Raw genomic sequence first — 25,316 nt, 5'->3', positions numbered from 1 at the left:
CAGCGCTGGCGGATGAAGGGCGACGGAGACGGCGACGCGGCGCCGAAATCGAAAACCAACTGCCCGTCGTGCGGGACGCGGCTCCTGGCCGAGAGAGACGTCGGCGAGTACTGCGAAGAATCCCTATCCGACGACGGCTGGACCAACGACTGGGCAAGCGTCGATACGGCCGAAAAATACGATATTCGCAGGGGCGGTTAGTCGTCGGCCGGCGTCGCCGCGCGCGAGGTGATGTCGACCGGTTCGGCGTCGACCTCGAGTTCGTCGAGCGCGACCTGGGCGGCGCGCTTGCCGGAGACGAGCATGGCGCCGAAGGTCGGGCCCATGCGCGGGAGTCCGTAGGTCGTCGCGGTGGCCATCCCCGTCGCGATCAGGCCGTCGTGGACGAGGCCGGTGTGCTCGACGACGGCGTCCTCGGACTTGCCGACCCACATGGAGTCGTGTCCTGGCGAGTCGTGGCCGGGCGCACCGTACGTGTCGTCGTCGGTCTGGTCCATGCCCGTCGCCGATTCCTTCGCGTCGGCGATACCGGGGGCGTCGAGGACGCCGCGCTCGTCGAGTTTCTTGACGGCCATCGCGTCGTGGCCCGTCGCGTCGATGACTAGGTCGGCCTCGACGGCGATCGGGTCGACGCAGGTGATCTCGCGGGGCAGCGCGTGGACCGGCGTCCAGTTCATGACGATCCCCGAGACCTTGTGGTCCTCGCGGATGACGATGTCCGTGAACTCCGTCATGTTCTGCATCTTCGCGCCGGCGTCGCAGGCGGCCTTGATGAGGCCGGAACAGGCCTCGGGGCCGTTGGCGATGTAGAGCCCCTCGCTGTCCTCGGACTGTTTGTGCGAGACGTCGAGCTCGTCGAGGATCTGCTGGGCGGGGTCGCGGACGGTGACCTTGTTCATCAGGAAGCCGCCGAGCCAGAAGCCGCCCCCGAGGTAGTTGTTCTTCTCGACGACCATCGTCTTGACGCCGCGCTCGGAGAGTTCCTTCGCGGCCGTCAGTCCCGAGGGCCCGCCGCCCACGATGATGACGTCGCTGTCCGAGAAGTCCATGAACTCCTCGGTCCACTCCTGTCCGATCGCGCGGGTAACGTCGGCCTCTCCCACCTGACTGAACTGCTCGAATTCGCTCATACAACTTGGTGGTAGCACCGCGTGGTGAAAAGTCTATCGTGATGAGCCACGGATATTCAGTTATCAGACGTGTTACGGGCATATGTCAGTAATTAACCGTGATGATAGTATCTGCCGTCGCCTCTATTCATCCGAATGCTGACGACTAGGGAGGGTTACGTAGGATAGTCGTTCTTTCCTCTCAGTTGCCGTTCTCGTGCCGTTTACGGGCTGTCCAGACTTCCTCGAAGTAAGCGGATGGGTACTTCACTCGGCCGGTATCTCTCGAGGTTCCGCGCTCCGGATCGTCTCTAAGTGGCGCACACACTGGTCTATTCGGTCCGTGACCGTGACGAAATCTCGTTCCCTGTCGTATCTGATGAGACTGGTCTCTTCCAGCAACGGGAGATGCGTGCGATACAGGGTGCGAGGAACTCAATCGTCCGTCGGGTCCGTGTCACTCTCGCCCGTCGCCGATTCGTCTCGAGTCGGCGTGTCGACCGGCCCCTCGTCGCCCGCGTCGTCGATGACGCCCTCGCGCCACGTTCCCAGCCGGAACCAGACGATGGCGACGACGAACGAGGCGACCATCCCGAACGAGTACGCCCACCAGATGCCTTCGACGCCCCAGCCGAGGCCGGCGATCTCGAGGCCGAGACCGGGAACGGTCACCGTCCACGCGAACGCCAGCACGAGCGCGACGGGGACCCGGAAGATCCACCGCGAGAGGAAGGAGAGGACCATCGCTTCCCGCGTGTTCCCGGCGCCGCGGAAGGCGCCCTGGACGACCATGACGCCCGCGAAGAGGGTCCAGAACGGCGCCATAATGCGCAAGAAGACGACGCCCTCGGCGATCACGTCGGGGTCGGCGACGAAGATCCGCATCGCCTGGGCCGGAAACGCGATCAGGACTCCCGCGACGGCGCCGATCAGGACCATCGTCCCCGCGGTCGCGGTCCGAGCGACGGCCGCCGCTCGCTCGGGCGTCTCCGCGCCGAGATTCTGGCCGACGCCGGTCGCGGTCGCGTTGCCGACGGCGCCGGCGACCGCCCACGTCACGGACATCAGCCGGACGCCGATCCCGTAGGCCGCCGTCGGCGTCGCGCCGAAGCGGGCGACCAGTCCGGCCATCGCGACCGAGGCGAAACTGCGCGCCCAGCCGTCGATCGTCGACGGGTAGCCGACGTCGACGAGTTGCTTCAGGACGCTCGAGTCGGGCGCGAGGTCCCGCGGCCGCAGGCGCACGCCGAAGCGCCCGTCGAGCAGGATGTAGATGCCGGCGAGCGCGGCGAACCCGCGGGAGACGAACGTCGCGACGCCGGCGCCGCGGGTCCCCCACGCGGGGAACGGCCCCCAGCCGAGGATGAGGAACGGGTCGAGGACGACGTTGATCCCCGCCGAGACGACGACGAGCCACATCGCCGTCTTCGTGTCGCCGGCGCCCTGCAGCGACGACCGGAACGCGAAGAAGAGGAACGTCAACGGTAAGGCGAGGAAGATGACCTCGATGTACGCCAGCGCGTCGGCGAACACCGTCCCGCGGGCGCCGATCAGCGTCAGCAGGGGCCGCCGGAAGAGGAGGCCGACGGTGGCGAGGATCGCCGAGACCGCCAGCGTCAGCAGAACGGTCTGAGCGACCACGCGGTCGGCCGTCCGGTCGTCGCCGGCGCCGACGTACTGAGAGACCAGCGCGATGGTCGCCGCGGTGATCCCCATCGCCGTCGAGACGAACAGCCACGACAGCGGGAACATCAGGGAGACGGCGGCGACGGCCTCGCTGCTCACGCGACCGACCCAGAACATATCGGCGAGGTTGTAGACGGTCTGGAGCAGGTTCCCCAGCACCAGCGGCCACGCGAGCCGCGTCAGTTTCGGGGGAATCGGCCCCGTCGTCATGTCGACGCGCTTGCGATCAGATTGCGAGTCAGTCTCTGCCACGTGTCGCCTCTCGTTCGAGAGTCGCCGACTCGAGTGAAAAGGGCTCGCCCCCGCGAGCGGATTGCCGCTTCGCGGTGAGCCCACACTCGAGTCCCGACCGCTAGAGTTCGCGAACCGAAACGAGGAGTACAGCAGTTGTGAACATCCATCACATTTATGTGCGAGGGTATGACAGGCACTACCTGGAATGCGTGATGAAATGTTACAACAGCCGTGCTCACACGCGAGTCGGCGCCGGTTCCTCGGGGGCGTATCGGCGATGCTAGCCGCGGCAGCGTACACGCGAGCCGTCCCCGAACGCGCGGCGGCGCGAGTCTCGAACGGCGACGACGACGCCGTCCAGCGCGTCAGTTCGCCGGACGGCACCGTCGAGATGACCGTCGACGTCTCCGACGGGACCCCCCGCTACGCGGTGGCGGTCGACGGCACAACCTATCTCGAGCCGTCGACCGTCGGATTCGACTTCCGGAACCAGCCGTCGTTCGGAGCGAGCGCGGACGGCACGACCGGTTCCGAGGTCGCGGTCACCGGAAGCGAGCGCGCGTCGGAAACGGAGGTCTGGGAGCCCGTCTGGGGCTCGTACGACCGCGTGAGCGCCGAGTACAACGCGCTGATCATCGGACTCGAGGAGACGGCCGAACCGGGCCGGTCGGCGAACCTCGAGGTCCGCGTCTTCGACGACGGGGTCGGTCTCCGAGTCGTGTTCGGCGACAGTTTCGCGAGCAACAGCGGACGGGCCGTCGTCACGTCGGAGAACACCGCGTTCGCGTTCGCCGACGATGACACCGCCTGGTGGATCCGAAACGAAGTCACCAACCCCCGGTTCGAACAGGAGTACGAGGAGACGCCGCTCAGCGAGATTCCCGGCAGCTCGCGGGAGACTCGACCCACGGGGACGCCGATGCGAAACGGCGCGCACACGCCGCTGACGGTCGAGGCCGGCGACGGCGACGTCTACCTGAGCGTCCACGAGGCGGACCTCGAGGACTACGCGGCCGCGACGCTCGCGCCGCGATCGGACGAGGGCGGAACGGAGCTCGTCACGGAACTCACGCCGCTACCGGACGGGACGAAGGCGTCGCTTTCGCTCCCGAACGCGACGCCGTGGCGGACGATTCAGATCGGCCGCCGACCGGGCGACCTGATCGAGTCGGAGCTGATTCCGCTGTTGAGCGCCGAACTCGAGGAGTCGGCCATGCCGACCGTCGACGGCGAGCCGGACACCGACTGGATCGAGCCGCGAAAGTACGTCGGCATCTGGTGGACGATGATCGCGGGCTCCGCCAACTGGGAGTACCGGCCGGACGACTCGTTCGACAGTCCCGAGGACGCGGCGGGATACGTCCACGGCGCCCGGACCGAGCGGATGAAGCGGTACATGAACTTCGCGGCGGAGAACGGCATCGACAGCGTCCTCGTCGAAGGGTGGAACGAGGGCTGGGACACCTACCCCGGCGACGGCACGGGCCTCGAGTTCGGCGTTGACGACTCCTATCCGGACTTCGACGTCCGCGAGGTGACCGACTTCGGGCGCTCGCTCGAGTCCGGCGTGGAGATGACGATCCACAACGAGACCGCGGGCGCGCTGCCCCACTACGAGGACCAGTTCCTGAACGACGACATCTTCCGGCAGTACGAGGACGTCGGCATTCACTCGATCAAGAACGGCTACGTCTCCGACGAGGGGCTGGGCATCGAGGGCGACGGCGCCGAGCCGACGCACAACCAGCACAATCAGCTGGCGGTCAACCACCACCGGCTGGTCATCGAAGCCGCCGCGGCCAATCGCCAGCTGCTCGAGATCCACGAGGGGATCAAGCCGACCGGAGAGATCCGGACCTACCCCAACGTGGCCAACCGCGAGGTCGTGAAAGCCCAGGAGTACGACGGCTTCGAGCAGTTGAGCGCGGACGTCGCTCCGGATCACCACGTCACGCTGCCGTTCACCCGGAACCTGGCCGGTCCGGTCAGCTACCAGCCGGGCATCTTCGACATCACGTTCAACGACGATCGAGGCGGACAGATCCAGACGACGCGGGCGAAGCAACTCGCCCTCTACCCGAACTACCTGAGCGGGCTGCAGATGGTCGCCGACCGCGTCGAGGCCTACGTCGACGAGACCCTCGCGGTCGGTGAGTGTCTGCAGGCCGCCTCGGGCGACATCGACGGCTTCGTCACGCTGGACGAGTGGCGAAACGCCTTCGGCACGAACTACGTCGCGGTCGACCCCAATCGCGTTCCGTCGGGATCGTCGGTCTCCTTCATCGTCGAAGACGCCGACGCGGGGACACACGAACTCCATCTCCGATACGCGGCGGCGCCCGAAGACAACGCCCAGCGAGTCGTCGAGGCCGGCGAAACTCAGGCGACGCTGCGCGTCAACGGCGAGACGACGACCATCAACCCAGACTTCACAGACTACTGGGACCAGTGGGAGGTCTTCACGACGGAGATCGACCTCGAGGACGGCGACAACGAGGTCGCGATCGAACTGCAGTACGACGACGGCGAGGAATTCGAGGGCGACGTCGGCGGCTTCAACCTCAACACGATCGGGATCACCGAACCCGGCGATCGGTCCCCGATGCCGGCCGAGTACGAGGGCTACACGCCCGAGAACGAGAACTTCGACGCGAAACCCGCCTTCGAGTTCATCGAGTCGGTTCCCGCGGCCGGCTGGGACGAGACGAACGTCGTCGATAGCGAGATCGGCGACTACGTCGTCACCGCCCGCCGAAAGGGCGAAGAGTGGTACGTCGGCGCGATGACCGACGAGGGCGGCCGCGCGGTCGACGTGCCGCTCGAGTTCCTCGCTCCGGGGAATTCGGGCTGTCAGGGGCGCGGCATGGGATCGAAAGGGCACGGTAATGGCCCCAAGGAACCCAAGTACGTCGCCGAGATCTACTCGGACGGCCTCGGCGGCGGCTACGAGTCCGATCCCGAGGCCGTCAGGATCGACGAAGCCGTCGTCGATCCGAGCGCGACGGTCCTCGCCTCGATGGCCCGCAGCGGCGGGACCGCGATCCGGCTCCGCCCCGCGACGGGGACGGAGCGCAAGAGACTCCCGACCTACGAGCGCCCTACCCAGGACGTGCGCTACGAGATCGACGATCAGGCGGGACTCGGCGAGCCGTTCATCGCGGCCACCGGCTCGAACGACGGCGATTTCGTCGGCGGGACGACGGTCGCGATCGAGATCGACGGCGAGCGCGAGACCGTCGACAACGTCCGGCTCTCGCCCGGAGCGACCGACGAGACCGTCGAGCTCGGCTACGCGATCACGTCGATCGGCACGTACGACGTCGTCCTGCGCGACCCGGACGATGGGACCGTCCTCGCGTCCGAAACGGTCACCGTCGCCCCCGGCGACCTCGTCGCCGAGTTCGACGATCCGGCCGGCGACGACCACGGTCCCGGCGAGTACACCTACCCGACCAGCGACGACTTCCGGGACGGGGCGTTCGACCTGCGCTCGTTCGCCGTCTACGAGGCCGACGACGCGTATCGGTTCGTCTTCGAAGTAGAGGAGCTCTACGACACCTTCGGCGGGGAGTTCTCGCCCCACTACTTCGCGGTCTATCTCCGGGATCCGTCCCGGGACGGCGGCCGAACGACGGAACTCGGCGACCTCGAGGTCACCGCCGCCTTCGAAGAGCCCTGGCACTACCGCGTCGCCGCCAGCGGCTTCGGCTCGAGCGTCGTCGACGCGGCCGGTACCAGCCTCGGATCGCCGACGACCGTCGTCGACTTCGAGAGCGACACGGCCATCCTCTCCGTCGAGAAAGGCACGCTCAGCGTGGACATCGCGAACGCCGAGGTCGTCCCCGTGGTCGGCTCCGAGGACCGCGGGACGTTCCGTGCCGTCGACGTCGAGGCCGAGGGCTACGTTTTCGGCGGCGCACGCGAAGACGCGATCGAGAACGCCCCGCGGATCATCGACCACCTGACGCCACCGGGCGTCGATCAGTCCGACGCGCTCGCGTACGACGCGGACTCGCTGGCGACGCTCCCGTTCGTCCCGCTGTGATCGCTCGCTCGCGCGTCGGTAGCCGTCGTCGGTGATCGGCCCGGACGGGCCCAAACTCGGTCGGGTGTCCGAGCCCGGATTTGGCCCACCGACGAATACTCGAGGCGACGATCACACTCGGGTTGACCTAGTTCCACCCATCCCATTTTTCGTTGAACCGTCACCGACTGACGACCGTCATTGCGTGCGACTGACGCGTACTATTCGTGGTTATCGCTTATGGATCGCGACCGCGTGAGTCGGTTATGGCGGCGATCGACTCCATCGAACGGCTTTTCCAGACGGTTTACAGGGGGCCGGTCAAGCGAGCGGCCCACGCGACGGGGATCAACGAACTCCTCGAGTGGGGACTCTGGGCGGGCTACCGGACGCTCAACGGCGGCGAGAAAACGCTCCGAATCGGCGGCGAAACGACGACGTTCGCCGTGCCGACGCGGTCGGCCCTCGGCGTTCTGAGCGTCGCGGGGACGGTCGAACGGCCGATCTATCGGGACCTCCTCGAGCACGTCCGCCCGGACGACGTGTTCTGGGACGTCGGCGCCAACGCCGGCACCTACAGCTGTCTCGTCGGGTCGCGGCTCGCAGGTGACGGTGCCGTCGTCTCGTTCGAGCCGTATCCGCCGACGGTGGACCTGTTGAAACGGAACCTTCGCCGGAACGACGTCGACGCGACTGTCGTCCCGTTCGCGCTCGGCAACGCCGACGAAACGACCGAACTGGCAGTGCGCTACGACGACGAACCCGGCTCGCAGGAGCACACGCTGGCCCCCGACCGTCGCGAGTCCGCGGACATCGTCGACACGGTGACGGTACCGGTCCGTCGCGGCGATACCCTCGTCGACGACGGAACGCTGCCCGAACCGACCGTGCTGAAGATCGACGCCGAGGGCGCCGGCCCGGCGGTGCTCGCGGGCCTCGAGTCGACGCTGTCGAACGGCGCCCCGCGCCGCGTCTACGTCGAACCTCACGAGAACACCGACGAACTCGAGGCGATACTGACCGAATTCGGCTTCTCGGTCACGCGCGAGTATCTCGGTCGGCATCGATCGAACCGAAACCCGATCCTCGTGGCCGCGCGGGCCGCGACGGGACCGTCGGGACACGTCTCGCGACTGCTCGGTCGGGACGACGACGGAGCGCGGCCGTCGTGACCGCAGCCTCGCCACCGTGATCGGCGTCCGCTCGATCACGAAGGGGACACAAGTGGTCCTCGCACACGCGCGACCGCACGACCGCGCACACCGCACGCACACCCGCGCTGTCGGTCGTTTTTCGGCGAAAGCGTTATCAGATCCTCGGTCGTAGCGAGCGACGATGCAGGACACTCGCCCGTCCGTACCGGAACCGATCGCTCGAGGAGGTGACCCGTCGTGGAGCTGATAATCACGGAGAAGGACAACGCCGCGCGACGGATCGCCGACATTCTGAGCGGCGGGACCTACGACTCGAGTCGCGAAAACGGCGTCAACGTCTACGAGTGGGGCGGCAAGCGTTGCGTGGGGCTGTCGGGCCACGTCGTCGGCGTCGACTTCCCGGACGAGTACTCGGACTGGCGCGACGTCGAACCCGTCGAACTCATCGACGCGAGCGTCGAGAAGACGGCGACGAAGGAGAACATCGTCGCGACGCTGCGCATCCTCGCGCGAAAGGCCACCCGCGTCACCATCGCGACCGACTACGACCGCGAGGGCGAACTCATCGGCAAGGAGGCCTACGACATCGTCCGCGACGTCGACGAGGAGGTCCCTATCCGCCGCGTTCGGTTCTCTTCGATCACGGAAAACGAGGTCCAGAGCGCCTTCGACGACCCGGACGACCTCGACTTCGATCTGGCGGCCGCGGGCGAGGCCCGCCAGATCATCGACCTCGTCTGGGGCGCCGCCCTGACCCGCTTCCTCTCGCTGTCGGCGGGTCAGCTCGGCAACGACTTCATCTCCGTCGGGCGAGTGCAGTCGCCGACGCTGAAGCTGATCGTCGACCGCGAGCGCGAGATTCAGGCCTTCGATCCCGAGACCTACTGGGAGCTGTTCGGCGACTTAACCAAGGAAGACACCACGTTCGAGGCCCAGTACTTCTACCGCGACGAGGACGACAACGAGGCCGAGCGCGTCTGGGAGGAGGCCGTCGCCGACGAGGTCTACGAGACCCTCGCCGAGCGCGATAGCGCGACCGTCGTCGACGTCAACCGCCGGACGCGGACGGACACGCCGCCCGAGCCGTTCAACACTACCCAGTTCATCCGCGCGGCCGGCGCTATCGGCTACTCCGCCAAGCGGGCGATGTCGATCGCCGAGGATCTCTACACCGCCGGCTACATCACATACCCGCGGACCGACAACACCGTCTACCCCGACGATCTGGATCCCGAGGAACTGCTCGACGACTTCGTCAGCCATCCGACGCTCGGCGAGTCCGCCGAGTCGCTGCTCGAGGCCGACGAGATCGTTCCCACCGAGGGCGACGAGGAGACGACCGACCACCCGCCGATCCACCCGACCGGCGAAATCCCGAGCCGCGGCGGCGACGTGAGCGACGACGAGTGGGAGGTGTACGAACTCGTCGTCCGTCGGTTCTACGCGACCGTCGCCGACGCCGCCGTCTGGGAACACCTCAAGGTTGTCACCGAGGTCGACGACTACCGCATGAAGTCCAACGGCAAGCGACTCGTCGAGCCCGGCTACCACGACGTCTACCCCTACTTCAGCACGTCCGAGAACTACGTCCCCGACGTCACCGAGGGCGAGGAGCTCGCGCTGACCGACGTCGAACTCGAGGAGAAGGAGACCCAGCCGCCCCGACGCTACGGCCAGTCGCGGCTCATCGAGACCATGGAGGACATGGGGATCGGGACGAAGTCGACCCGACACAACACCCTCGAGAAACTGTACGACCGGGGCTACATCGAGAGCGACCCGCCGCGGCCGACCAAGCTCGCGATGGCCGTCGTCGACGCGGCCGAGAACTACGCCGACCGCGTCGTCAGCGAGGAGATGACGGCCCAGCTAGAGCAGGACATGGACGCCATCGCCAGCGGCGAGGCGACGCTGGACGACGTCACCGACGAGTCCCGCGAGATGCTAGAAGAGATCTTCGCGAACCTCGCCGACTCGCGCGACGAGATCGGTGACCACCTCCGCAAGTCGCTCAAGGACGACAAGCGGCTGGGTCCCTGCCCCGAGTGCGGCGAGGACCTGCTCGTCCGGCGCAGCCGCCACGGCTCCTACTTCGTCGGCTGCGACGGCTATCCGGACTGCGAGAACACCCTTCCGCTGCCCTCGACGGGCAAGCCGCTCATCCTCGAGAGCGAGTGCGAGGACCACGGTTTGAACGAGGTCAAGATGCTCGCCGGGCGGCAGACGTTCGTCCACGGCTGTCCGCTCTGTAAGGCCGAAGACGCCGGCGAAGGGCCCGTGCTGGGAACCTGTCCCGAATGCGGAGACGAACACGACGGCGAACTCGCCGTCAAGACCCTCCAGAGCGGTTCTCGGCTGGTGGGCTGTACGCGCTACCCCGACTGCGAGTACTCGCTGCCGCTGCCCCGGCGCGGCGAGATCGAGGTCACCGACGAGCGCTGCGACGAACACGGCCTGCCCGAACTGGTCGTCCACAGCGGCGACGACCCCTGGGAACTGGGCTGTCCGATCTGCAACTACCAGGAGTTTCAGGCCCGCGAGAGCGACTCCGGCTCCGACCTCGAGGCGCTGGACGGCGTCGGCGCCAAGACCGTCGAGAAACTCGCGGACGCGGGCATCGAGAGCCTGGACGATCTGACCGAGGCCGATCCGGACGCGGTCGCCGAGGACGTCGACGGCGTCAGCGCCGATCGAGTCCGAACCTGGCAGGCGAAGGCGTAGTCCGAACTGGCTTCAGATCCGTTTTTCGACCGTTCGAACTCCTTCCGAGAGCGTCTCCCGCTTGAAGTACAGCGCCTCGACCGTGAAGACCGCAACTGCGATGACGACGACCAGCCAGAAGACCGCCGGGAGCTGTGAGTAGAGGTACCACGTCAGCATGACGAAGAAGGCGGCCGAACCGATCGCGCCGAGCAGCGGCGGAATCGGATTGACGTCGACGTCGTCGGAATCGCGCACCGTCAGCGCCAGCGCACACATCGTGCCGAAGACGACGATAAAGGCCAGCGAGGCGAACTCGACGACGGCCTCGAGGCTCCCGAGGACGGCGAAGGCGGCCGTCAGGACGCCGATGACGATCACGGTCCGCTTCGGTGCGGCGTCGGCGTCCGGATCGCCCATCTCGTGGGGGAGGATGTCGTCGCCGATCAGGTTCTTGGCGAAGATAGCCTCGCTGAACAGCGTCGAGTTGATCGCGCTGGCGGTCGAGATGAGCCCGGCGAGTCCGACCGCCAGCGCGAGCCACTTCGAGATCAGCAGACCGCCGTAGAGCAGCGCCGGTTCGGGCTGGGCGGCGATCACCTCTTCGGGTAGGAGGGTCGTGATCACGAATCCGACGAGGATGTAGATCGCGGCCGCGATCGGGATCGAGATGAACACGCCCTTCGCGAGTGTCTCGTCCGGATCGTCGAACTGCTCCTGATCGTAGAACAGCAGCTGCCAGCCCTCGAAGGAGACGAAGCCGACCGAGGCAGCGATTACGGGATTGAGTCCGAGTTCGGCGAAGCCGGTCCGCAGCTGAAAGTTCGCCGCGCCGTACCACAGGCCGATCAGTCCGAAGACGGCGATGATCCCCGCCTGGACGAACACGAGATACCGCTCGACCGCCGCCGACGATCCCGCGCCGAGGAGGTTCAGTCCGATGAAGATCGCGAGAATCCCGACCGAGAGGAACTGCCGGATCGGAAGCCCCCAGACGTACTCGAAGCCGATCAGCATCTGGCCGTACATCCCGAACGCGTAGGCGTACATCGCCATCGTCCCGATGTAGCCGACGACGAGCGTCCAGCCGACGACACCCGCGGTCGTCGATCTACCGGTCAGTTCCTCGATGTATGTGACCGAGCCGCCGTTGCTGTCGGTCGCGTCGTTGAGCTTGACGTACGAGTAGGCACAGCAGAGGACGACGACGGTCGCGAGACTGTAGGCGAACCAGGTCAGGATCCCCGCGGCGGCCACGACGATACCGATCGCCGCGTAGATGCCGCCGCCAACGATACCGCCGACGCCCAGCGCGACGGCCGTTCCGACGCCGAATCCGTCGTCTCCGCCCCCGTCGTCTCCGTCGTCGCTCATGATTCCGACCCCACTGTCACGACGCCGTCCTCCCACACGAGCCGGGGATTGACCCGCGCGATCGGGTGGACGCGAAAGTTCTCGACGCCCGCATCCACGGCGAAGCTGTTCTCGAACGAGCAGATCGGCAGGCAGACGCGATCCTCGAGCAATCGGGTGATCGCCGTCTCGTAGAGATCGCGCCGCTGCTCGCGATCCGTCGTCGTTCGCGCCGACGCGAGCCGTTCCATGACCGCGTCCTCGCGGTAGAAGGTCCCGTTCGTCACGCCGGTCATGTTCTCGTGGAACGTCGGGTAGAGATGGGTGTCCGGATCGGGCGTCCCCGTGATCTCCCCGACGAACACCGAGTAGTCGCGCTCGGAGCCGGTGACGTGCCGCTCGAGGAATTTCGTTTCGGACGTCGAGATGGTGAGCGCGCCGTGGCTGGCATCCCGGAGGCCGCCGGCGAGCGCCTCGCCGAACTCTTTGTGTTTCGGATCCGTCGAGGTCAGGATGCGAAGCTGACCGCTGGCCGCGTCGGCCTCGCGAAAGAGGTCACGGGCGCGTTCGGGGTTCTGCTCGTTCGCGAGTTCGGCCCACTCGTCGGTCGGCATGTTCCACTCCTCGGCGACCTGCGGCGGCAGCGGGCTGTACTGACGCTGGCCCATCGGCTCGACGAACTCGGAGACCGCCTTCTCGAGGTCGATGCAGTAGCTGATCGCCTCTCGCACTCGGGGGTCGGTCGTCGGCCCCTCGTTGCAGTTGAAGCCGAAGTAAAACGACGTGTATCCCTGCTGGCGCTTCACCGACGCGTTCGCGACGTCGCTGACGTGATCGACGATCAGCGGTGAGACCGGCTCGATCAGATCGTTGCGATTCGTCCGGAGGCTGGTCAGCTGAGTCACCGGGAACTCGACGTAGACCATCGTGAACCGATCGATCGCGGGTGGAGTCTCGCCCCAGTAGTCGTCCCAGCGACGGAGCGTGGTCTTCTTCTCCGCGCTGAACGACGCGACCTCGAACGGGCCGGCGCCGATCGGGTTCGTGGCGAACGCCTCCCTGTCGTCCTCGCGCTCCTGTCGGGGCACGATCGGATGTGTCAGCGCGTGCTCGAGCGCCGGGTACGGCTCCGCCAGCGTGAACCGAACGGTGTGCTCGCCGTCGGACTCGACCGAGTCGAACGGGCTCGCCAGCCATTCCGTCGGCGCGTCCTCCTCGAGCGGCGCGGTGTAGGAGTAGACCACGTCCTCGGCGGTCACCGCTCGGTCGTTCTGAAATCGCGCGCCGTCGTCGAGTTCGACGACGACTTCTCGATCGTTGTCGGCGATTTCCGGCTCGCCGGCCGCGATCGCGGGAACGATATCGGTTCCCTCGCCGTAGCCGTAGAGCCCCTCGAAAATCCGATCGATCGCCTGCTCCGAGCCGATCGCCCGCGCGGTGATCGGATCGAGCGAGAGCGGCGGACGGAGCGTTCCGACGCGGAGCGTCGAGCCCGAGTCCGTTCCCAGCGTCGTCGAACAGCCCGCCAGCGCTGCCGTGCTCGCACCGCCGAGAGCGACGAGCAGGTCGCGTCGCGTCGTTCTGTGCGTTCGCTTGTCCCTCTGATCAGCCATCATAAGTCGGTTACGTCGATACCATGGTCGCACCCATTCACCGAGCCGTCGCCACGTACTCGGCCACTGTCGAGTCTACCGTGACGACCAACGAGTGCGGTCTGCCTGCATCTGATGGGACGCGTTCGGCGGGCCAACCGCGCGATCGACCGGCGCTTGAATCGGCCCTTCCCGGGAGTAGAATTAACTGAGTGTGTTCGTATATGTCAGTAGCAACCTCTCGACGCCGTCGGACGTCGGAACTCAGAAAATGTCAGAACCTAACGAAATCGCGGAGGGTGGGGAAATCGGACGCGGAGACGGGATCGAAGTCACCGTCGGAATCGACCAACTCGAGGACTTTCTCACGGCCGACGATTCCGACGTCCGGGAGTACGCCGCGCGGACGCTCGCCACGAAGGCCGCCGAGCGGCCGGAGGACGTTCGCTCGGCCGTCGCGTCGCTGACCGACCGCCTCGAGGACGAGCCGTCGATCAGGTCCCACGCCGCCGCGGCGCTGTCGGCCGTCGCGGCCGACCATCCCGGCGCCGTCCGCGAGTCGATCCCCACACTGACCGACCGGCTGGAGGGCGAGGCGCGGAGCGCCTCGAGTACGAGCGGCGAAGCCGCGAGTGCGGTCGTCCGCGCGAACGCGGCCGATGCGCTCGCGTCGGTCGCGACCGACAGGCCGATCACCGTCGTCGACTCGATCGAGGCCCTCGGACGCTACGCGACCGACGAGAACGAGCGCGTGAGGGTTCGCACGACGGACGCCCTCGCGGCCATCGCCGACGCCGAGCCCGAGCGGGTCACGTCCGTTGTCGACGACGTCGCCGCCGCGGCCGAGGACGAGACGGTCGCCGTCCGCGAGAACGCCACGGCGATCCTCGCCGCAGTCGCGGCGACCGATCCCGATGCCGTCCTCGAGGCCGTCCCGGCGCTGGTCGATCGGCTCGGGGGCAGCGGGGAGGAAGACGCTGCGGGCGACCCGACGCAGTTCGGCGACGACGCCGCGATCAGAGGCCACGCGATGGACGCGCTCCGCGAGATCGCGCGCGACTCCCCGGCAGCGCTCGCGGACGCGGTCGACCCGATCGCCGCCCAACTCGCCGACGACCGGGAGGAGATCCGCCGTGATGCCGCCGTCGCCCTCGAGGCGATCGCGACGGCTCGGCCCGAAGCGGTCACCGACGCCGTCGATCGACTCGCGGACCGACTCGACGACACGGCGGAGATTCGTCGCGAGTGCGTCGGCGCGCTCCGCGAGGTCTCGGGCACTGCGCCCCAAACCGTCGTCTCCGCCGTTTCGGCACTTGTCGACCGACTCGAGGATTCGAACGAGACCGTTCGGACGGACGCCGCCGGGACGCTCGCGTCGGTCGCAGTGGAGCGTCCGATCGCTATCACCGACGCGGTCCGCCCGCTGGCCCGACGGCTGGAGACGGACGTCGAGCCGGTTCGGAGCCACGGTGTCGCGGCGATCGCCGCCGTCGCCGACGCGCAACCGGATACCGTCGAACCCGTCGTCACCGAACTCGCCGCCGTCGCCGACGCCGACGACGAGACCGTTCGCCTCGACGCGGTCCGGGCGATCGCCGCCGTGGCGGCGTCCTCGCCCGACGCGATCCGACCGGTCGTCCCCGCTCTCGCGGATCGGGTCGACGATCCCCACGAACCGGTCCGTCGGCCCGCGGCCGACGCGCTGGCTGCGCTCGCACGCGAGATGCCGGTCGACGGGACCGACGTTCCAGCGCTCCTCGAGACCCTCGAGGGCGAGGCGGGGACCGCCTCGGACGCGGACGACGAGTGGATGCAGGGGTACGCGGCCCGCGGCCTCGCCGACGTCGCGCGGTCGGCGATCGCCGACGCCCACCCGGCGGTGCGATCGCTGATCCGACGGCTCGGCGACGACGCGGCCGCCGTTCGGCGGGCCGCGACGCGCGACCTCGTCTCTGTCGCGGCCGAACGGCCGCTCGCGGTTCGCGACGCCGTCGCCCCGCTGGCCGAGCGGTTGGACGACGAGGACGCGACGGTTCGAAACAACGCGGCGATCGTCCTCTCGCGGGTCGCGGCGTCGGCCCCCGACGACGTCCGCGAGGACGGCGTGCTGGTCTCGTTGCTGGCGGCGCTGGACGATTCGGACCACACCGTCCGGCGGACCGTTCGCCGAACGCTCGCCGAGATCGCACCCGCAGACGACGCCGCTGCCGACCGTCGGCCGGCGCTATCGTTGGCCGTCGCGGAGACGACGGCCGAGTCGGAGCGAGTCCGCGTCGCCGCCTGCGAGGCCCTCGCCACGCTCGGCCTCGAGTCCGGGGCGGAGGCCGAAGCCGTCGTCGAGGCGCTCTCCGCGGCGCTGGTCGATCCCACCCCGGCCGTTCGCGTCGCGGCGCTCGAGGCCCTCGCGACGACGCTCGCGGCGGACGCCGACGTCGAGCCGACGCCGACCGACGTGGTCCTCGAGTCGCTGTCGGGCGATGACGACCGGTCGGCCGCCGTCGCCGCCGCGCTCGGGGACGTCGCACAGCGCGATTCGGAGCCGGTCGCCGCGGCCGCCTCGTCGCTGCTCGAGCGGTTCACGCCGGGCGGAGCAGACGCGCCGGCGCTCCGACGGGCGCTGACGACGGTCGTCGCGGTGGACGACGGCAACGCCGTCACCGGGGCGCTGGTCGATCGGCTCGAGTCCGACGGGGACGGTGATTGGCGCGCGACCGCCGGGGAGATCGCGCGGTTGGCGGCGACGGCGCCCGACGACGCGGCCACCGCACGGGATCGACTGGCAGACGTGCTCGCGGACGGCACGCCCGACGGGAGCGGTGCGCCACCGGCCGACGAGGCGGTCCGGGGCTACGCCGCGCTCGCGCTCGGGACTCTCGCGGTAACGGACCACGACGACGGAGACGCGCTGGAATCCGGTCTCGAGGCGATCGACAACCGGCTGCTCGACGCCGCCTCGCTGGCGGCCGGCGGCGAGACGCCGACCCACACCGACGGGATCAACACCCAGCTCTCGGGGATGGGCGACCGGTTGGACGCGGAGCCGTGGGTCGCCGGCCTCGCCGTCCTCGCGCTGGCCGTGCTGGCCGACGAGTCGGCGACGCTCCGACCGACCGGAATCGAGAAGATCGCCGGCGGGCTCGAGGCCGACAGTCCCGTCGTCCGGGTCACCACCGGCCGGGTCCTCGAGACGATGGCCGACGACGACCCGTCCGGGTTCGCGAACGCGGTACCGGCGCTGCTCGCGGCGCTCGAGGACCCCGACGCCGACGTCCGGGCAACGGCCGCCGGCGCGCTGGCCGCGTGTGCCCAGTCGGACGACGGGTCGCCGCTCGAGGACGTCGGCCGGACCCCCCTCTCGGTCCTCGAGTCGCGACTCACCGATCCCGACGGCCGGGTGCGCGCTCGAGCCGTCCGGACGCTGGCGGCGCTCGAGGCGACCGAGACGCGACCCGCGATCGAGTTGCTGACCGACGACCCCGTCCCGGCCGTCGCCGCGGCGGCCGAGGGCGCGGCGACGCGACTCGCCGACGCCACCGATGCACTCCCCGATTCCGACGACGGCGACGCCGCCGGCTGGCCGATGACGCGGGCGGGGCCGGCTCGGACCGGTCACGCAGTCGGCGGTCGACCGCTGGGACGGCGCCCGACCGAACGCTGGCGCGACGATCCCGAAGACGCCGCGATCGAAGCCGCCCCGGCGGTCGTCGGCGAGACGGTCGCCGTCGGTCGCGACGACGGCAGCGTCGCCGCGCTGGACCTCGAGGACGGGCGCGAGCGCTGGCGGTTCGAAACCGGCGGCCCGGTCCGGGCCGCGCCCGCGGTCGCCGAGGGGAGGGTCGTCGTCGGCAGCGCCGACGGTGCCGTCTACGCGATCGACGCCGAGACCGGCGAGCGGGAGTGGCGCTACCAGACCGACGGCCGCGTCCGGACGGCGCCGGTCGTCGCCGACGGGACGGTCTACGTCGGCAGCGACGCGCTGCACGCGATCGACCTCGAGAGCGGACGGCCGATCTGGGCGGTCGATCGGCCCGGCGAATTCGCCGGGCCGACGGTCGCCGACGGGACAGTCTACGTCGCCGTCGACGACCGCCTGCTCGCGCTCGAGGCGGCCGACGGGGACCGACGCTGGGAGCGGACCTTCGAGCGACCGATCGGCACTCCGCCGGCGGTCGCCGACGGTACGGTCTACGTCGCCAGCGGCGAGACGCTGTTGGCGCTGTCGGGCGACGACGGATCGCGCCGGTTCCGGTTCGATACCGGCGCCCGGATCGAGACGGCGCCCGCGGTCGCCGACGGGACGGCATACGTCGCCAGTTCGGACGGCAGCTGCTACGCCGTCGAGACGGCGCGGGGAACCGAGCGCTGGCGCGTCGACGTCGGAACGGCGACGACGGGGCCCGCGGTCGTCGGCGAGGCGGTCTATCTGGCGACCGACGACGGACGCCTGCTCGCGCTGACGGCCGGCGACGGACGCCGGCGCTGGCGACTCGAGCGCGAGGCGACCGCGACAGAACTCGTCGTCTCGAGCGCGACGCTGTGGCTGGTCGACGACGGCGTCGCGGCGCTCGGCGGCAGTCGCTCGTCCCTGACGGAGTCGCTCTCCGGGCTGTTCACCCGATTCGGCGGCGACTCATAGGCCGGATGTATCCGGTCAGATTAGTTCGGCGACCTCGGCGGCGACGGAAGCGTCAACGAACGCGATGACCCGATCACCGGTTTGGATGATCTTGTTGCCCCGCGGGATTTGCAGCTGCTCGTTGCGGACGATCGCGCCGATTACGATCCCGGACGGAAGCTGGTCGGTAACGTCCCGGAGGGCTTTCCCGGCGAGGGCGCTCTCCGAATCGATGAGGACCTCGAGCACTTCGGCGTCGTCGTGTCCCAGGACGCCGACTTCCTCCGGACTCGGCTCGTAAATGGTCCGGAGGATCTCGCTGACGATTATGTCTTCGGGGTGGACGATCACGTCGAGTCCGGTTTCCTCGAAGAGGTCGACGACCTCGGGATTGTCGACGACGGCCGCGGTTCTGGCGACGTCGAATTCCCTGGCCAACTGCGCCAGGAGGTAGTTCGTGTTATCGTCGACCGTGCCGACGACCAGATCGGCGCCCGTTAACACGTCGGGGTTGAAGCCGCCGATGTTCGTCACGTCGGTCTCCGCGACCGACGAGCCGCGGAGCCGGGTCGTCAACTGCGACGCCTGCTCCGGATCGCGCTCGACGATTTCCGGCGTCCAACCCCGGGTCTCGAACTGCTGTGCGATCTGGTAGCCCAGCACGTCGCCGCCGACGATCACGATGTCGTCTTCGGATTTCAACGGCTGCTGAGCGGAAACGTCCTCCGCAAAGCGGCTGATGCTGGCGAGACTGCCGATCACGACGACGCAGTCCCCCGACTGGATCACCGTCTCCCCGGTCGGGATGATGACGTCGTCGTCCCGGAGGATCGCCGCGAACGTCGTCGACGCGTAGCGATCCGCCTCCGCGACGCTCTGACCGGTTATCGGCGTGTCCTCCCCGATTTCGAACTCGGCGACCTCCACCTGATCGTCGGCGAAGGTATCGACGGCGTGGGCGCCCGGAAGCGCGATCGTCCGAACGACGGCTTCGGCCGCGAGCTTGTCGATACACAGCATCGTGTCGACGCCGAGCCCCTCGTCGAGCGACTGCCAGGTCTCGAACAACCCGACCTCCTTGACGCGGGCGATGGTGTGGGGATCGCCGGCCTGCTTGGCCGCGTTGCAGACCATGACGTTCGCCGCGTCACTATCGGTGCTCGCGACGACGATCTCCGCCCGATCGATGCCCGCCTCCCGGAGCGTCGCTGCCGAGCGACCGTCGCCGACGACCCCGGTCACGTCGTGTTGTGAACGAAGCTCATCGACCAGGTCCGCATTTCGGTCGATGACAACCACATCATTGGATTCCGCGAGGTCAGCGGCCAAATTCGATCCGACGCTCCCGGCACCGATGATGAGAATCATCTGTGATCCCGTATTACTGAGTCAGAGGCAGTCGTAAACCTTTGCCTGTCACTGGAAGAGACAATCCGGCTGAGACCGGGATCGATCCGCCGTTCCCTGTGCGACGGCCACGATTCGATCGTCGGAGATCCGCGCCAGTAGCCGCCGTTACGTCCCTGAGTCACCGATGCGCGACGCCGTCGACTCGCCGGCCGTTTCGTCGAACGGCTCCTTCTCACGGTCACCGTCGGTATCCTCGGCCTCGAGTTCGGCGTCGACGTCCCGAACGATCGTCTCGCGATCGAGGACGGCGGTCTCGTGCCACCGCTTCTCGCCGTTCGGATCGACGACGATCGTGGTCGGGTAGCCGACGACGCCGTAGGCGCCGGCCAGTCCGGCGTCGTAGCCGACGGCCCAGTCGCCGCCGTGGGTCGCCCACCACTCGCGGAGCGCGGACGGCGACAGCGTCTCGGAGCGCTGGTAGGTGGCCGCGAGGAATCGGACGGCGTCGCCGCGTCGCTCCCGGAGCCGATCGCGGGCGGCGGCGAGTTCGGGAATCTGTGCCTGACAGTTGCCGCAGCCGGTGACGAAAAACGTGACGAGCGTGACCGCGTCGGTCGGAACGCGGACCGTCCCCGCCTCGCTCCCGCGCGCGTCGATCGTTTCCACCTCGAGGGACTCGTCGCCGTCGCTCATCCCCGGACCGTCGGCGCCGAACGACGGCGGCCCGATTCGCAGCAGGGTCCCGGCGCCGGCGAGGGCGCCCGCGCTTCCGAGACCGGCGAGGAGTTCGCGTCTGTTCATCAACTCACTCCCCGTGCGGCGGGGACCGGCATGGCCGGCCGTACGGAGCGACGAAAGAAGAGTTCACTGCCGGCGACGCCCCCTCGAGACCGCCACAGACAACTGTCCCACGCCCGTTAGGGAAGCCATGACCGACGAGCGCGAGCGGTGGAACGAGCGGTACGGCGACGTCGAGTTCGAACTTCCCGACGAGCCGATTCCGGAACTCGAGCGGCGGATCGCCACGCTGCCCGAGGGGCGGGCACTCGACGTCGCGACCGGGACCGGACGGAACGCGCTCTTTCTCGCCGAGCACGGGTACGAGGTCGACGCGATCGACATCTCCGACGCGGCGATCGAGCGGGCGCGAGACCGAGCCGACGAGCGCGGCCTCGAGGTGAACTGGCAGCGAGCCGATCTGGACGACGTCGAACTCCCGACCGACGAGTACGACGTGCTCGCCGTGAGCTTCTTCGCTGCGCTCGAGCACCTGCCCGACCTCAAGGACGCGCTGGCGCCCGGCGGCGTCCTCGTCTACGAACACCACCTCCGCTCTTCGAATCCGGTCGAGGTCGGCCCCTCGAGCGAGCGCTTCCGGTACCGATCGAACGACCTCCTGCGGGCGTGTCTCGACCTGACGATCCTCTCCTACGCGGAGCGGCGCCGCCCAGTCGCGGGCGGGACGGCCGCGGTGGCGACGCTGGTCGCGCGAAACTCCCGGGGCGGCACCCAGTCGTATCCGATGCTCGAGGAGTAACGAGTCGGTCGCTGGCGGCTATCCTACGGCTGAAGCGTACTGTTGCGAAACGCGAGCGGTCCGGTCAGTTGAGGACGTCCTCGATGTCCCGCTCGAGGGCCTCGATACTGTCTTCGATGTTCTCGACCATCATCGTCTGCTCTTCCGTGGCGGCCGCGATGCTCCGTACCGCGGCCGTGACCTCGTCGCTCTGCTCGGCGACTGAGTCGATCATGACGGTGATCACCTCGACGCCGTCGCGGCTCTCGGCGGCGCGTCCGTCGTCGGATCGACGATTTATCATCCTTATTGATATTATATTCTCCGTACCCAGTACCGAAACTACTATTTTATATATCTCCGTTATACGTGGTTATACAATGACCAACTGCTCGAGTCGAGGGCTCTTACGGGTCCTCGACGAGCGCGGCGCGGTCGAAGTGGGGACGCTGGCGGCGACGCTCGAGGAGCATCCGGTGACGGTGACGCAGGTGTGTTACGATCTCCAGTCGGACGGCCACGTGCGACAGGTCTCGGGCGGCGTCTACACGATCACCGAGGACGGCCGAAAGTATCTCACGACGCTCTCGGAGTAACGTTTTCTCGGACGCCGTTCCGCCCGGTCCGTAGCGCCGCGGCTGTTCCGCCCGACGATCGTGAGATAGATCCCCGCGAGAACGACGGTACCGCCGGCGATCGTCACGGCGTCGGGTACCTCGGCGAGCAACACGACGGCGAGGATCGTCGATCCGATCAGTTCATCTAGCCGGGCCACGCTGACGACGACCTTGCGCGTCCAGTTGACGACGGTGTGACTCCAGAACGGCTCGCTGTGAGCGACAATCACTCTCAACGGACGCGTCGAATCGCCGACGCTATACGCTCGAGACGGTCTCGTGAGAATATGGACGAGCGGACGGTCGGGATCGGCTACGTGCTCGCGTCGGCCGTCGGGTTCGGAACCGTCGGCATTTTCGGGACGCTCGGGGGCGACGTCGGCCTCTCGATTCCGACGATTCTCGCGTTTCGGTTCGCCATCGCGTCGGCGGTCCTCTGGGGGTTGTTGGCCGCACAGGGTCGTCAGAACCTTCTCAACGGTCGATTGCTCGGCTGGGCGGCACTCCTCGGGATCGGCGGCTACGGCGGCATGAGCGGCTTCTACTTCTGGGGACTCGAGCATCTCACCGCGGGACTGGTCGCGATCGTCCTCTTCACGTTTCCGGCGATCGTCGTCGCCGTCACGCTCTTCACGTCGCCCGACCGGATCAGCGGGCCCCTCGTCGCGGCGCTCTGTCTCTCGCTCGGCGGCGTGGCGCTGATCGTCGGTGCGGACCCCGCCGGTGCCGATCCGCGAGGCGTGGTCATCGTGCTCGGTTCGGCGATCTGCTACGCGGGCTACATGCTGGGCAGCGAGCGCGTCCTCGAGTCGGTCGATCCGCAGGTGCTGACGGCCCACGTGCTGCCGGCGTCGGGGCTCCTGTTTCTCGCGATCGGCGCGGCGCGGGGGACGTTCGCGGTGCCGGCGGCGACCGAGCCGACCGCGTGGGGCGTGTTGATCGCGCTCGCGATGTTCTCGACGGCGATTCCGATTAGTCTCCTCTACGCCGGCCTATCGAGAATCGGGGCGAGCAGGGCGAGCATCATCAGCACGGCCGAACCGGCAGTCGCCGTCGTCCTCGGTGCGGCAGTGCTCGACGAACCAGTGACGGCGACGACGGTGCTGGGCGGCACGCTGGTCGTCGTCGGCGTCATCGTGATCCAGCGGCGAACGTAGCGGAACGGGCGGGGAGTCCGTTGGTCACATGCGATTGCCGCGATAGATCTCGGCCGTCTCGCGGTCGATCTCGTCGAACTCGATGATGTCCTCCTCGGTCAGTTCTTCCGCATCGTACTCCTCGAGGAAGGCGACGGCGTCGTCCCGCTCGGCGAACGACCGCGGGTTAATCTTCATGATATCGTCGACGGCGGTCTCGTCGGTAATGAGCACGTAGGACGCCTCGGTCGCGTCGATGAGGTCGCCCGTCTCGTAGTCGGAGATCCAGGCGCCGGCGACGGGCGAGTCGGACGTGGTGATGACGAGATAGGCGAACAGACAGCCCGGGGTATCGAAAGCGGCCCCCGTCCCGTCCTCGTGGGCGACCTGACCGTGCCAGGCGGGGTAGTCGGCCGGCGTCATATTGCAGATCGGACAGTTCTGCTCGTCGGTGAACGCGACGGGTTCGTCGCCCGGATGTTCGATGGTCGGGTCTACCGTCCGCGGCTCGTCTTCTCCTTCGTCTTCGCCGTCGCCGCCGTCCCCACCCAGACAGCCGGCGCCCCCCGCGAGGAGGCCAGCCCCGAGGACGCCGAGTAGCCGTCGTCGCTCGAGGGGACGCCCGTTCGGTCCGTTCATACACCGGCTACCACCGCCACGGGCAAAACGAGCGTGGTCCGATTCCCGAATCACGACGACCGCTCACTCGAGACGCTCCTTCGTCAACCGATGGCGCGTGCGGAACATCGCTTCGAAGCCGACCCTCGAGAACGGCGCGGCGACGTCAGTGAGACGGCCGAGGCCGGCGACGCCGCTGCCCGGGAGTTCGTACGCGACGCGGTCCCGGAGCACCGTCCGCTCGCCGTCGGCGAAAAACGAGTGGGTGTGTTCCCAGCGGTCGAACGGACCGCGGACCATCTCGTCGCGAAAGGAGGCGCTGCCGTCGCCGCGCTCGCGGTCCGTGATCAGCGACGTCCAGTGCTGGCGCGGCCCGACGCCGAACGGACGTATCGACAGCGCGAGTTCGGTTCCGGCCTCGAGTACGTCCGGATCGGGTTCGCCGTCGGGACCGAGGATCGCCTCGACGCGCAGGTTCATCCAATCGGGCGTCACCGCCTCGAGGCCCTCGACGCGGGAGTGAAAGGCCCAGACGTCGGCGAGCGGCGCCTCGATCGTCGTCCGGCGTTCGTAGGTCGCCATCGCTCCCGACTACGCCGAGCAACGGGAAAACGGGACGGCCAAACGACGACCGACCGAACGGCCACGGCGAGTATCGAACGCACCCTCCCCCACACCGCCCGCTCGAGCGTCGGAGGCGGACGCCGGACGGACTACTTCAGTCGTTCCTGGAGGAAAGAGGGATGTGCCGCAGTGACGCCGTCGATCTCGAGTAGCTGGTCGGAGATGATCTCACCCAAGGCGTCGCCGTCGGCCGCACGGACCTCGGCCATCAGCATGTGGTCGCCGCTGGAACTGTACAGCGCCTCGACCTCGTCTAACTCCTTCAGCGCCTTCGTCGCCTCGACGTAGCGCTCGCTCGAGACGTCGATCCCCACCATCGCGATCGTCTTACTCGAGAGCTTTTTCGGGTCGATGTCGGCCGAGTAGCCGACGATGACGCCGTCCTCCTCGAGCTGGTTGATGTACTTGCGAACGGTCGGTTTCGAGACGTTCGCCCGCTCGGCGATCTCGGCGTAGGACGCCTGTGCATCCTCCTCTAACACCTCGAGGATGCGATCTTCCGTAGCCTGTGTACTCATGATACTCTCTTTTGCTCCGGCGGAAAAATATCTTTTGTATCCGAAAACGACCGATACGTGGGGGAAAACATCACCGCCGTGGGGTGTTCGACCGTTGGATCGCCGGACTTATTCTCGCGGTGGTCGCAGTGTCGCTATCCGACATGGTCGAGCCCAATCACGTCAGCGGGGTCGTCTGGCTGTGCTGTGGCGTCGCGATCCTGTTTCTCGGCTACCTCATCGCCGTCCGCGGTCGGGCCGACCTCCACGCCGACTACGACGAGTCGGTCGAACCGGCGTACGTCTCCCGGTGGGCCGGCGGCACGGCCCTGCTCATGGGAACGCTCGTCGTGGCCTACGCGATCCGAGAACTGCTCTACGGGTTCGAACCCGTCGCGCTCAGCGCGCTCATCGTCGCGTTGCTCGCGCTGAGCTACCTGACGAAACTGTTCGCCCGCGGGTTCGGGGCGCGAAGTCGAGACTGAGCCGCC

20 protein-coding genes are annotated in these 25,316 nt (G+C 68.0%); 9 read left to right on the top strand and 11 right to left on the bottom strand.

The features are described from left to right. The first annotated feature begins 12 nt into the window (after positions 1–12). Positions 13–201, top strand: coding sequence for a hypothetical protein (locus HTUR_RS27300; protein WP_187291476.1), 189 nt, complete (start codon positions 13–15; stop codon positions 199–201). On the opposite strand, the gene HTUR_RS07175 is transcribed toward HTUR_RS27300, so the two are convergent. Both HTUR_RS07175 and HTUR_RS07170 read right to left on the bottom strand, forming a co-directional pair. Continuing rightward, positions 198–1,130 (bottom strand): sulfide-dependent adenosine diphosphate thiazole synthase, encoded by a 933-nt coding sequence (locus tag HTUR_RS07175; RefSeq protein WP_012942653.1) that lies wholly within the window; start codon positions 1,128–1,130, stop codon positions 198–200. The two genes, HTUR_RS27300 and HTUR_RS07175, sit on opposite strands and share 4 nt — an antisense overlap. A 414-nt stretch (positions 1,131–1,544) precedes the next feature. Continuing rightward, a complete protein-coding gene (locus HTUR_RS07170; protein WP_049941651.1) occupies positions 1,545–3,005 on the bottom strand; it encodes an MATE family efflux transporter in 1,461 nt (486 codons plus the stop codon). Between the two features lie 229 nt (positions 3,006–3,234). On the opposite strand from HTUR_RS07170, the gene HTUR_RS07165 reads away from it, so the two are divergent. The 3 genes from HTUR_RS07165 to HTUR_RS07155 all read left to right on the top strand — a co-directional run bounded on the left by HTUR_RS07165 (position 3,235) and on the right by HTUR_RS07155 (position 10,928). After that, the gene (locus HTUR_RS07165; protein WP_049941650.1) at positions 3,235–7,074 is read left to right on the top strand and encodes a glycoside hydrolase family 97 catalytic domain-containing protein; all 3,840 of its coding nucleotides are present in this window, start codon (positions 3,235–3,237) and stop codon (positions 7,072–7,074) included. A gap of 245 nt (positions 7,075–7,319) precedes the next feature. Then, positions 7,320–8,225, top strand: a complete 906-nt coding sequence (locus HTUR_RS07160; RefSeq protein ID WP_012942650.1) for an FkbM family methyltransferase — start codon at positions 7,320–7,322, stop codon at positions 8,223–8,225. Between the two features lie 219 nt (positions 8,226–8,444). After that, positions 8,445–10,928, top strand: a complete 2,484-nt coding sequence (locus HTUR_RS07155; RefSeq protein ID WP_012942649.1) for a DNA topoisomerase I — start codon at positions 8,445–8,447, stop codon at positions 10,926–10,928. Positions 10,929–10,940: 12 nt separating this feature from the next. Here the strand turns inward: HTUR_RS07155 and HTUR_RS07150 are convergent, their stop codons facing one another. Both HTUR_RS07150 and HTUR_RS07145 read right to left on the bottom strand, forming a co-directional pair. After that, a complete protein-coding gene (locus HTUR_RS07150) occupies positions 10,941–12,281 on the bottom strand; it encodes an APC family permease (protein WP_012942648.1) in 1,341 nt (446 codons plus the stop codon). Next, positions 12,278–13,876: an ABC transporter substrate-binding protein gene (locus tag HTUR_RS07145; RefSeq protein ID WP_012942647.1), complete on the bottom strand. Its 1,599-nt coding sequence runs from the start codon at positions 13,874–13,876 to the stop codon at positions 12,278–12,280. The genes HTUR_RS07150 and HTUR_RS07145 overlap by 4 nt, the downstream gene beginning before the upstream one ends. Before the next feature lie 247 nt (positions 13,877–14,123). On the opposite strand from HTUR_RS07145, the gene HTUR_RS07140 reads away from it, so the two are divergent. Further along, positions 14,124–18,488 (top strand): sister chromatid cohesion protein PDS5, encoded by a 4,365-nt coding sequence (locus HTUR_RS07140; protein WP_012942646.1) that lies wholly within the window; start codon positions 14,124–14,126, stop codon positions 18,486–18,488. Positions 18,489–18,503: 15 nt separating this feature from the next. Here the strand turns inward: HTUR_RS07140 and trkA are convergent, their stop codons facing one another. Both trkA and HTUR_RS07130 read right to left on the bottom strand, forming a co-directional pair. Next, entirely contained in the window at positions 18,504–19,835 is a 1,332-nt protein-coding gene (gene trkA / locus HTUR_RS07135; protein WP_012942645.1) for a Trk system potassium transporter TrkA, read from the bottom strand. 147 nt (positions 19,836–19,982) lie between these two features. Continuing rightward, a complete protein-coding gene (locus HTUR_RS07130) occupies positions 19,983–20,618 on the bottom strand; it encodes a TlpA family protein disulfide reductase (RefSeq protein WP_012942644.1) in 636 nt (211 codons plus the stop codon). 127 nt (positions 20,619–20,745) lie between these two features. Between HTUR_RS07130 and HTUR_RS07125 the strand changes: the two genes are divergently transcribed. Then, complete coding sequence (locus HTUR_RS07125; RefSeq protein ID WP_012942643.1) at positions 20,746–21,354, top strand: class I SAM-dependent methyltransferase; 609 nt, start codon at positions 20,746–20,748, stop codon at positions 21,352–21,354. Between the two features lie 64 nt (positions 21,355–21,418). Here the strand turns inward: HTUR_RS07125 and HTUR_RS07120 are convergent, their stop codons facing one another. Then, complete coding sequence (locus HTUR_RS07120) at positions 21,419–21,637, bottom strand: hypothetical protein (RefSeq protein ID WP_049941649.1); 219 nt, start codon at positions 21,635–21,637, stop codon at positions 21,419–21,421. Between the two features lie 76 nt (positions 21,638–21,713). Here HTUR_RS07120 and HTUR_RS07115 point away from each other — a divergent pair, with 76 nt between their 5' ends. After that, a complete protein-coding gene (locus tag HTUR_RS07115) occupies positions 21,714–21,929 on the top strand; it encodes a hypothetical protein (protein ID WP_049941648.1) in 216 nt (71 codons plus the stop codon). Here HTUR_RS07115 and HTUR_RS07110 read toward each other — a convergent pair. After that, a complete protein-coding gene (locus HTUR_RS07110) occupies positions 21,878–22,180 on the bottom strand; it encodes a hypothetical protein (RefSeq protein ID WP_049941647.1) in 303 nt (100 codons plus the stop codon). The genes HTUR_RS07115 and HTUR_RS07110 overlap by 52 nt on opposite strands. Before the next feature lie 57 nt (positions 22,181–22,237). Here HTUR_RS07110 and HTUR_RS07105 point away from each other — a divergent pair, with 57 nt between their 5' ends. Next, entirely contained in the window at positions 22,238–23,107 is an 870-nt protein-coding gene (locus tag HTUR_RS07105) for a DMT family transporter (protein WP_012942642.1), read from the top strand. Between the two features lie 24 nt (positions 23,108–23,131). Here the strand turns inward: HTUR_RS07105 and HTUR_RS07100 are convergent, their stop codons facing one another. From HTUR_RS07100 to lrpA1, 3 genes are all read right to left on the bottom strand, one after another. Continuing rightward, positions 23,132–23,725 (bottom strand): nitrous oxide reductase accessory protein NosL, encoded by a 594-nt coding sequence (locus HTUR_RS07100; RefSeq protein ID WP_012942641.1) that lies wholly within the window; start codon positions 23,723–23,725, stop codon positions 23,132–23,134. Positions 23,726–23,788: 63 nt separating this feature from the next. Continuing rightward, positions 23,789–24,286 (bottom strand): SRPBCC family protein, encoded by a 498-nt coding sequence (locus HTUR_RS07095; RefSeq protein WP_012942640.1) that lies wholly within the window; start codon positions 24,284–24,286, stop codon positions 23,789–23,791. Positions 24,287–24,417: 131 nt separating this feature from the next. Beyond that, complete coding sequence (gene lrpA1, locus HTUR_RS07090) at positions 24,418–24,846, bottom strand: HTH-type transcriptional regulator LrpA1 (protein WP_012942639.1); 429 nt, start codon at positions 24,844–24,846, stop codon at positions 24,418–24,420. A 143-nt stretch (positions 24,847–24,989) separates the two neighbouring features. Here lrpA1 and HTUR_RS07085 point away from each other — a divergent pair, with 143 nt between their 5' ends. Then, positions 24,990–25,310, top strand: coding sequence for a hypothetical protein (locus tag HTUR_RS07085; RefSeq protein ID WP_012942638.1), 321 nt, complete (start codon positions 24,990–24,992; stop codon positions 25,308–25,310). The last annotated feature ends 6 nt before the right edge of the window (positions 25,311–25,316 follow it).

The sequence above is a fragment of the Haloterrigena turkmenica DSM 5511 genome (assembly GCF_000025325.1).
GTDB lineage: Archaea > Halobacteriota > Halobacteria > Halobacteriales > Natrialbaceae > Haloterrigena > Haloterrigena turkmenica.
The sequence above is the reverse complement of the archived record's forward strand: the minus strand, read 5'-3'. Positions and strand labels throughout refer to the sequence as shown.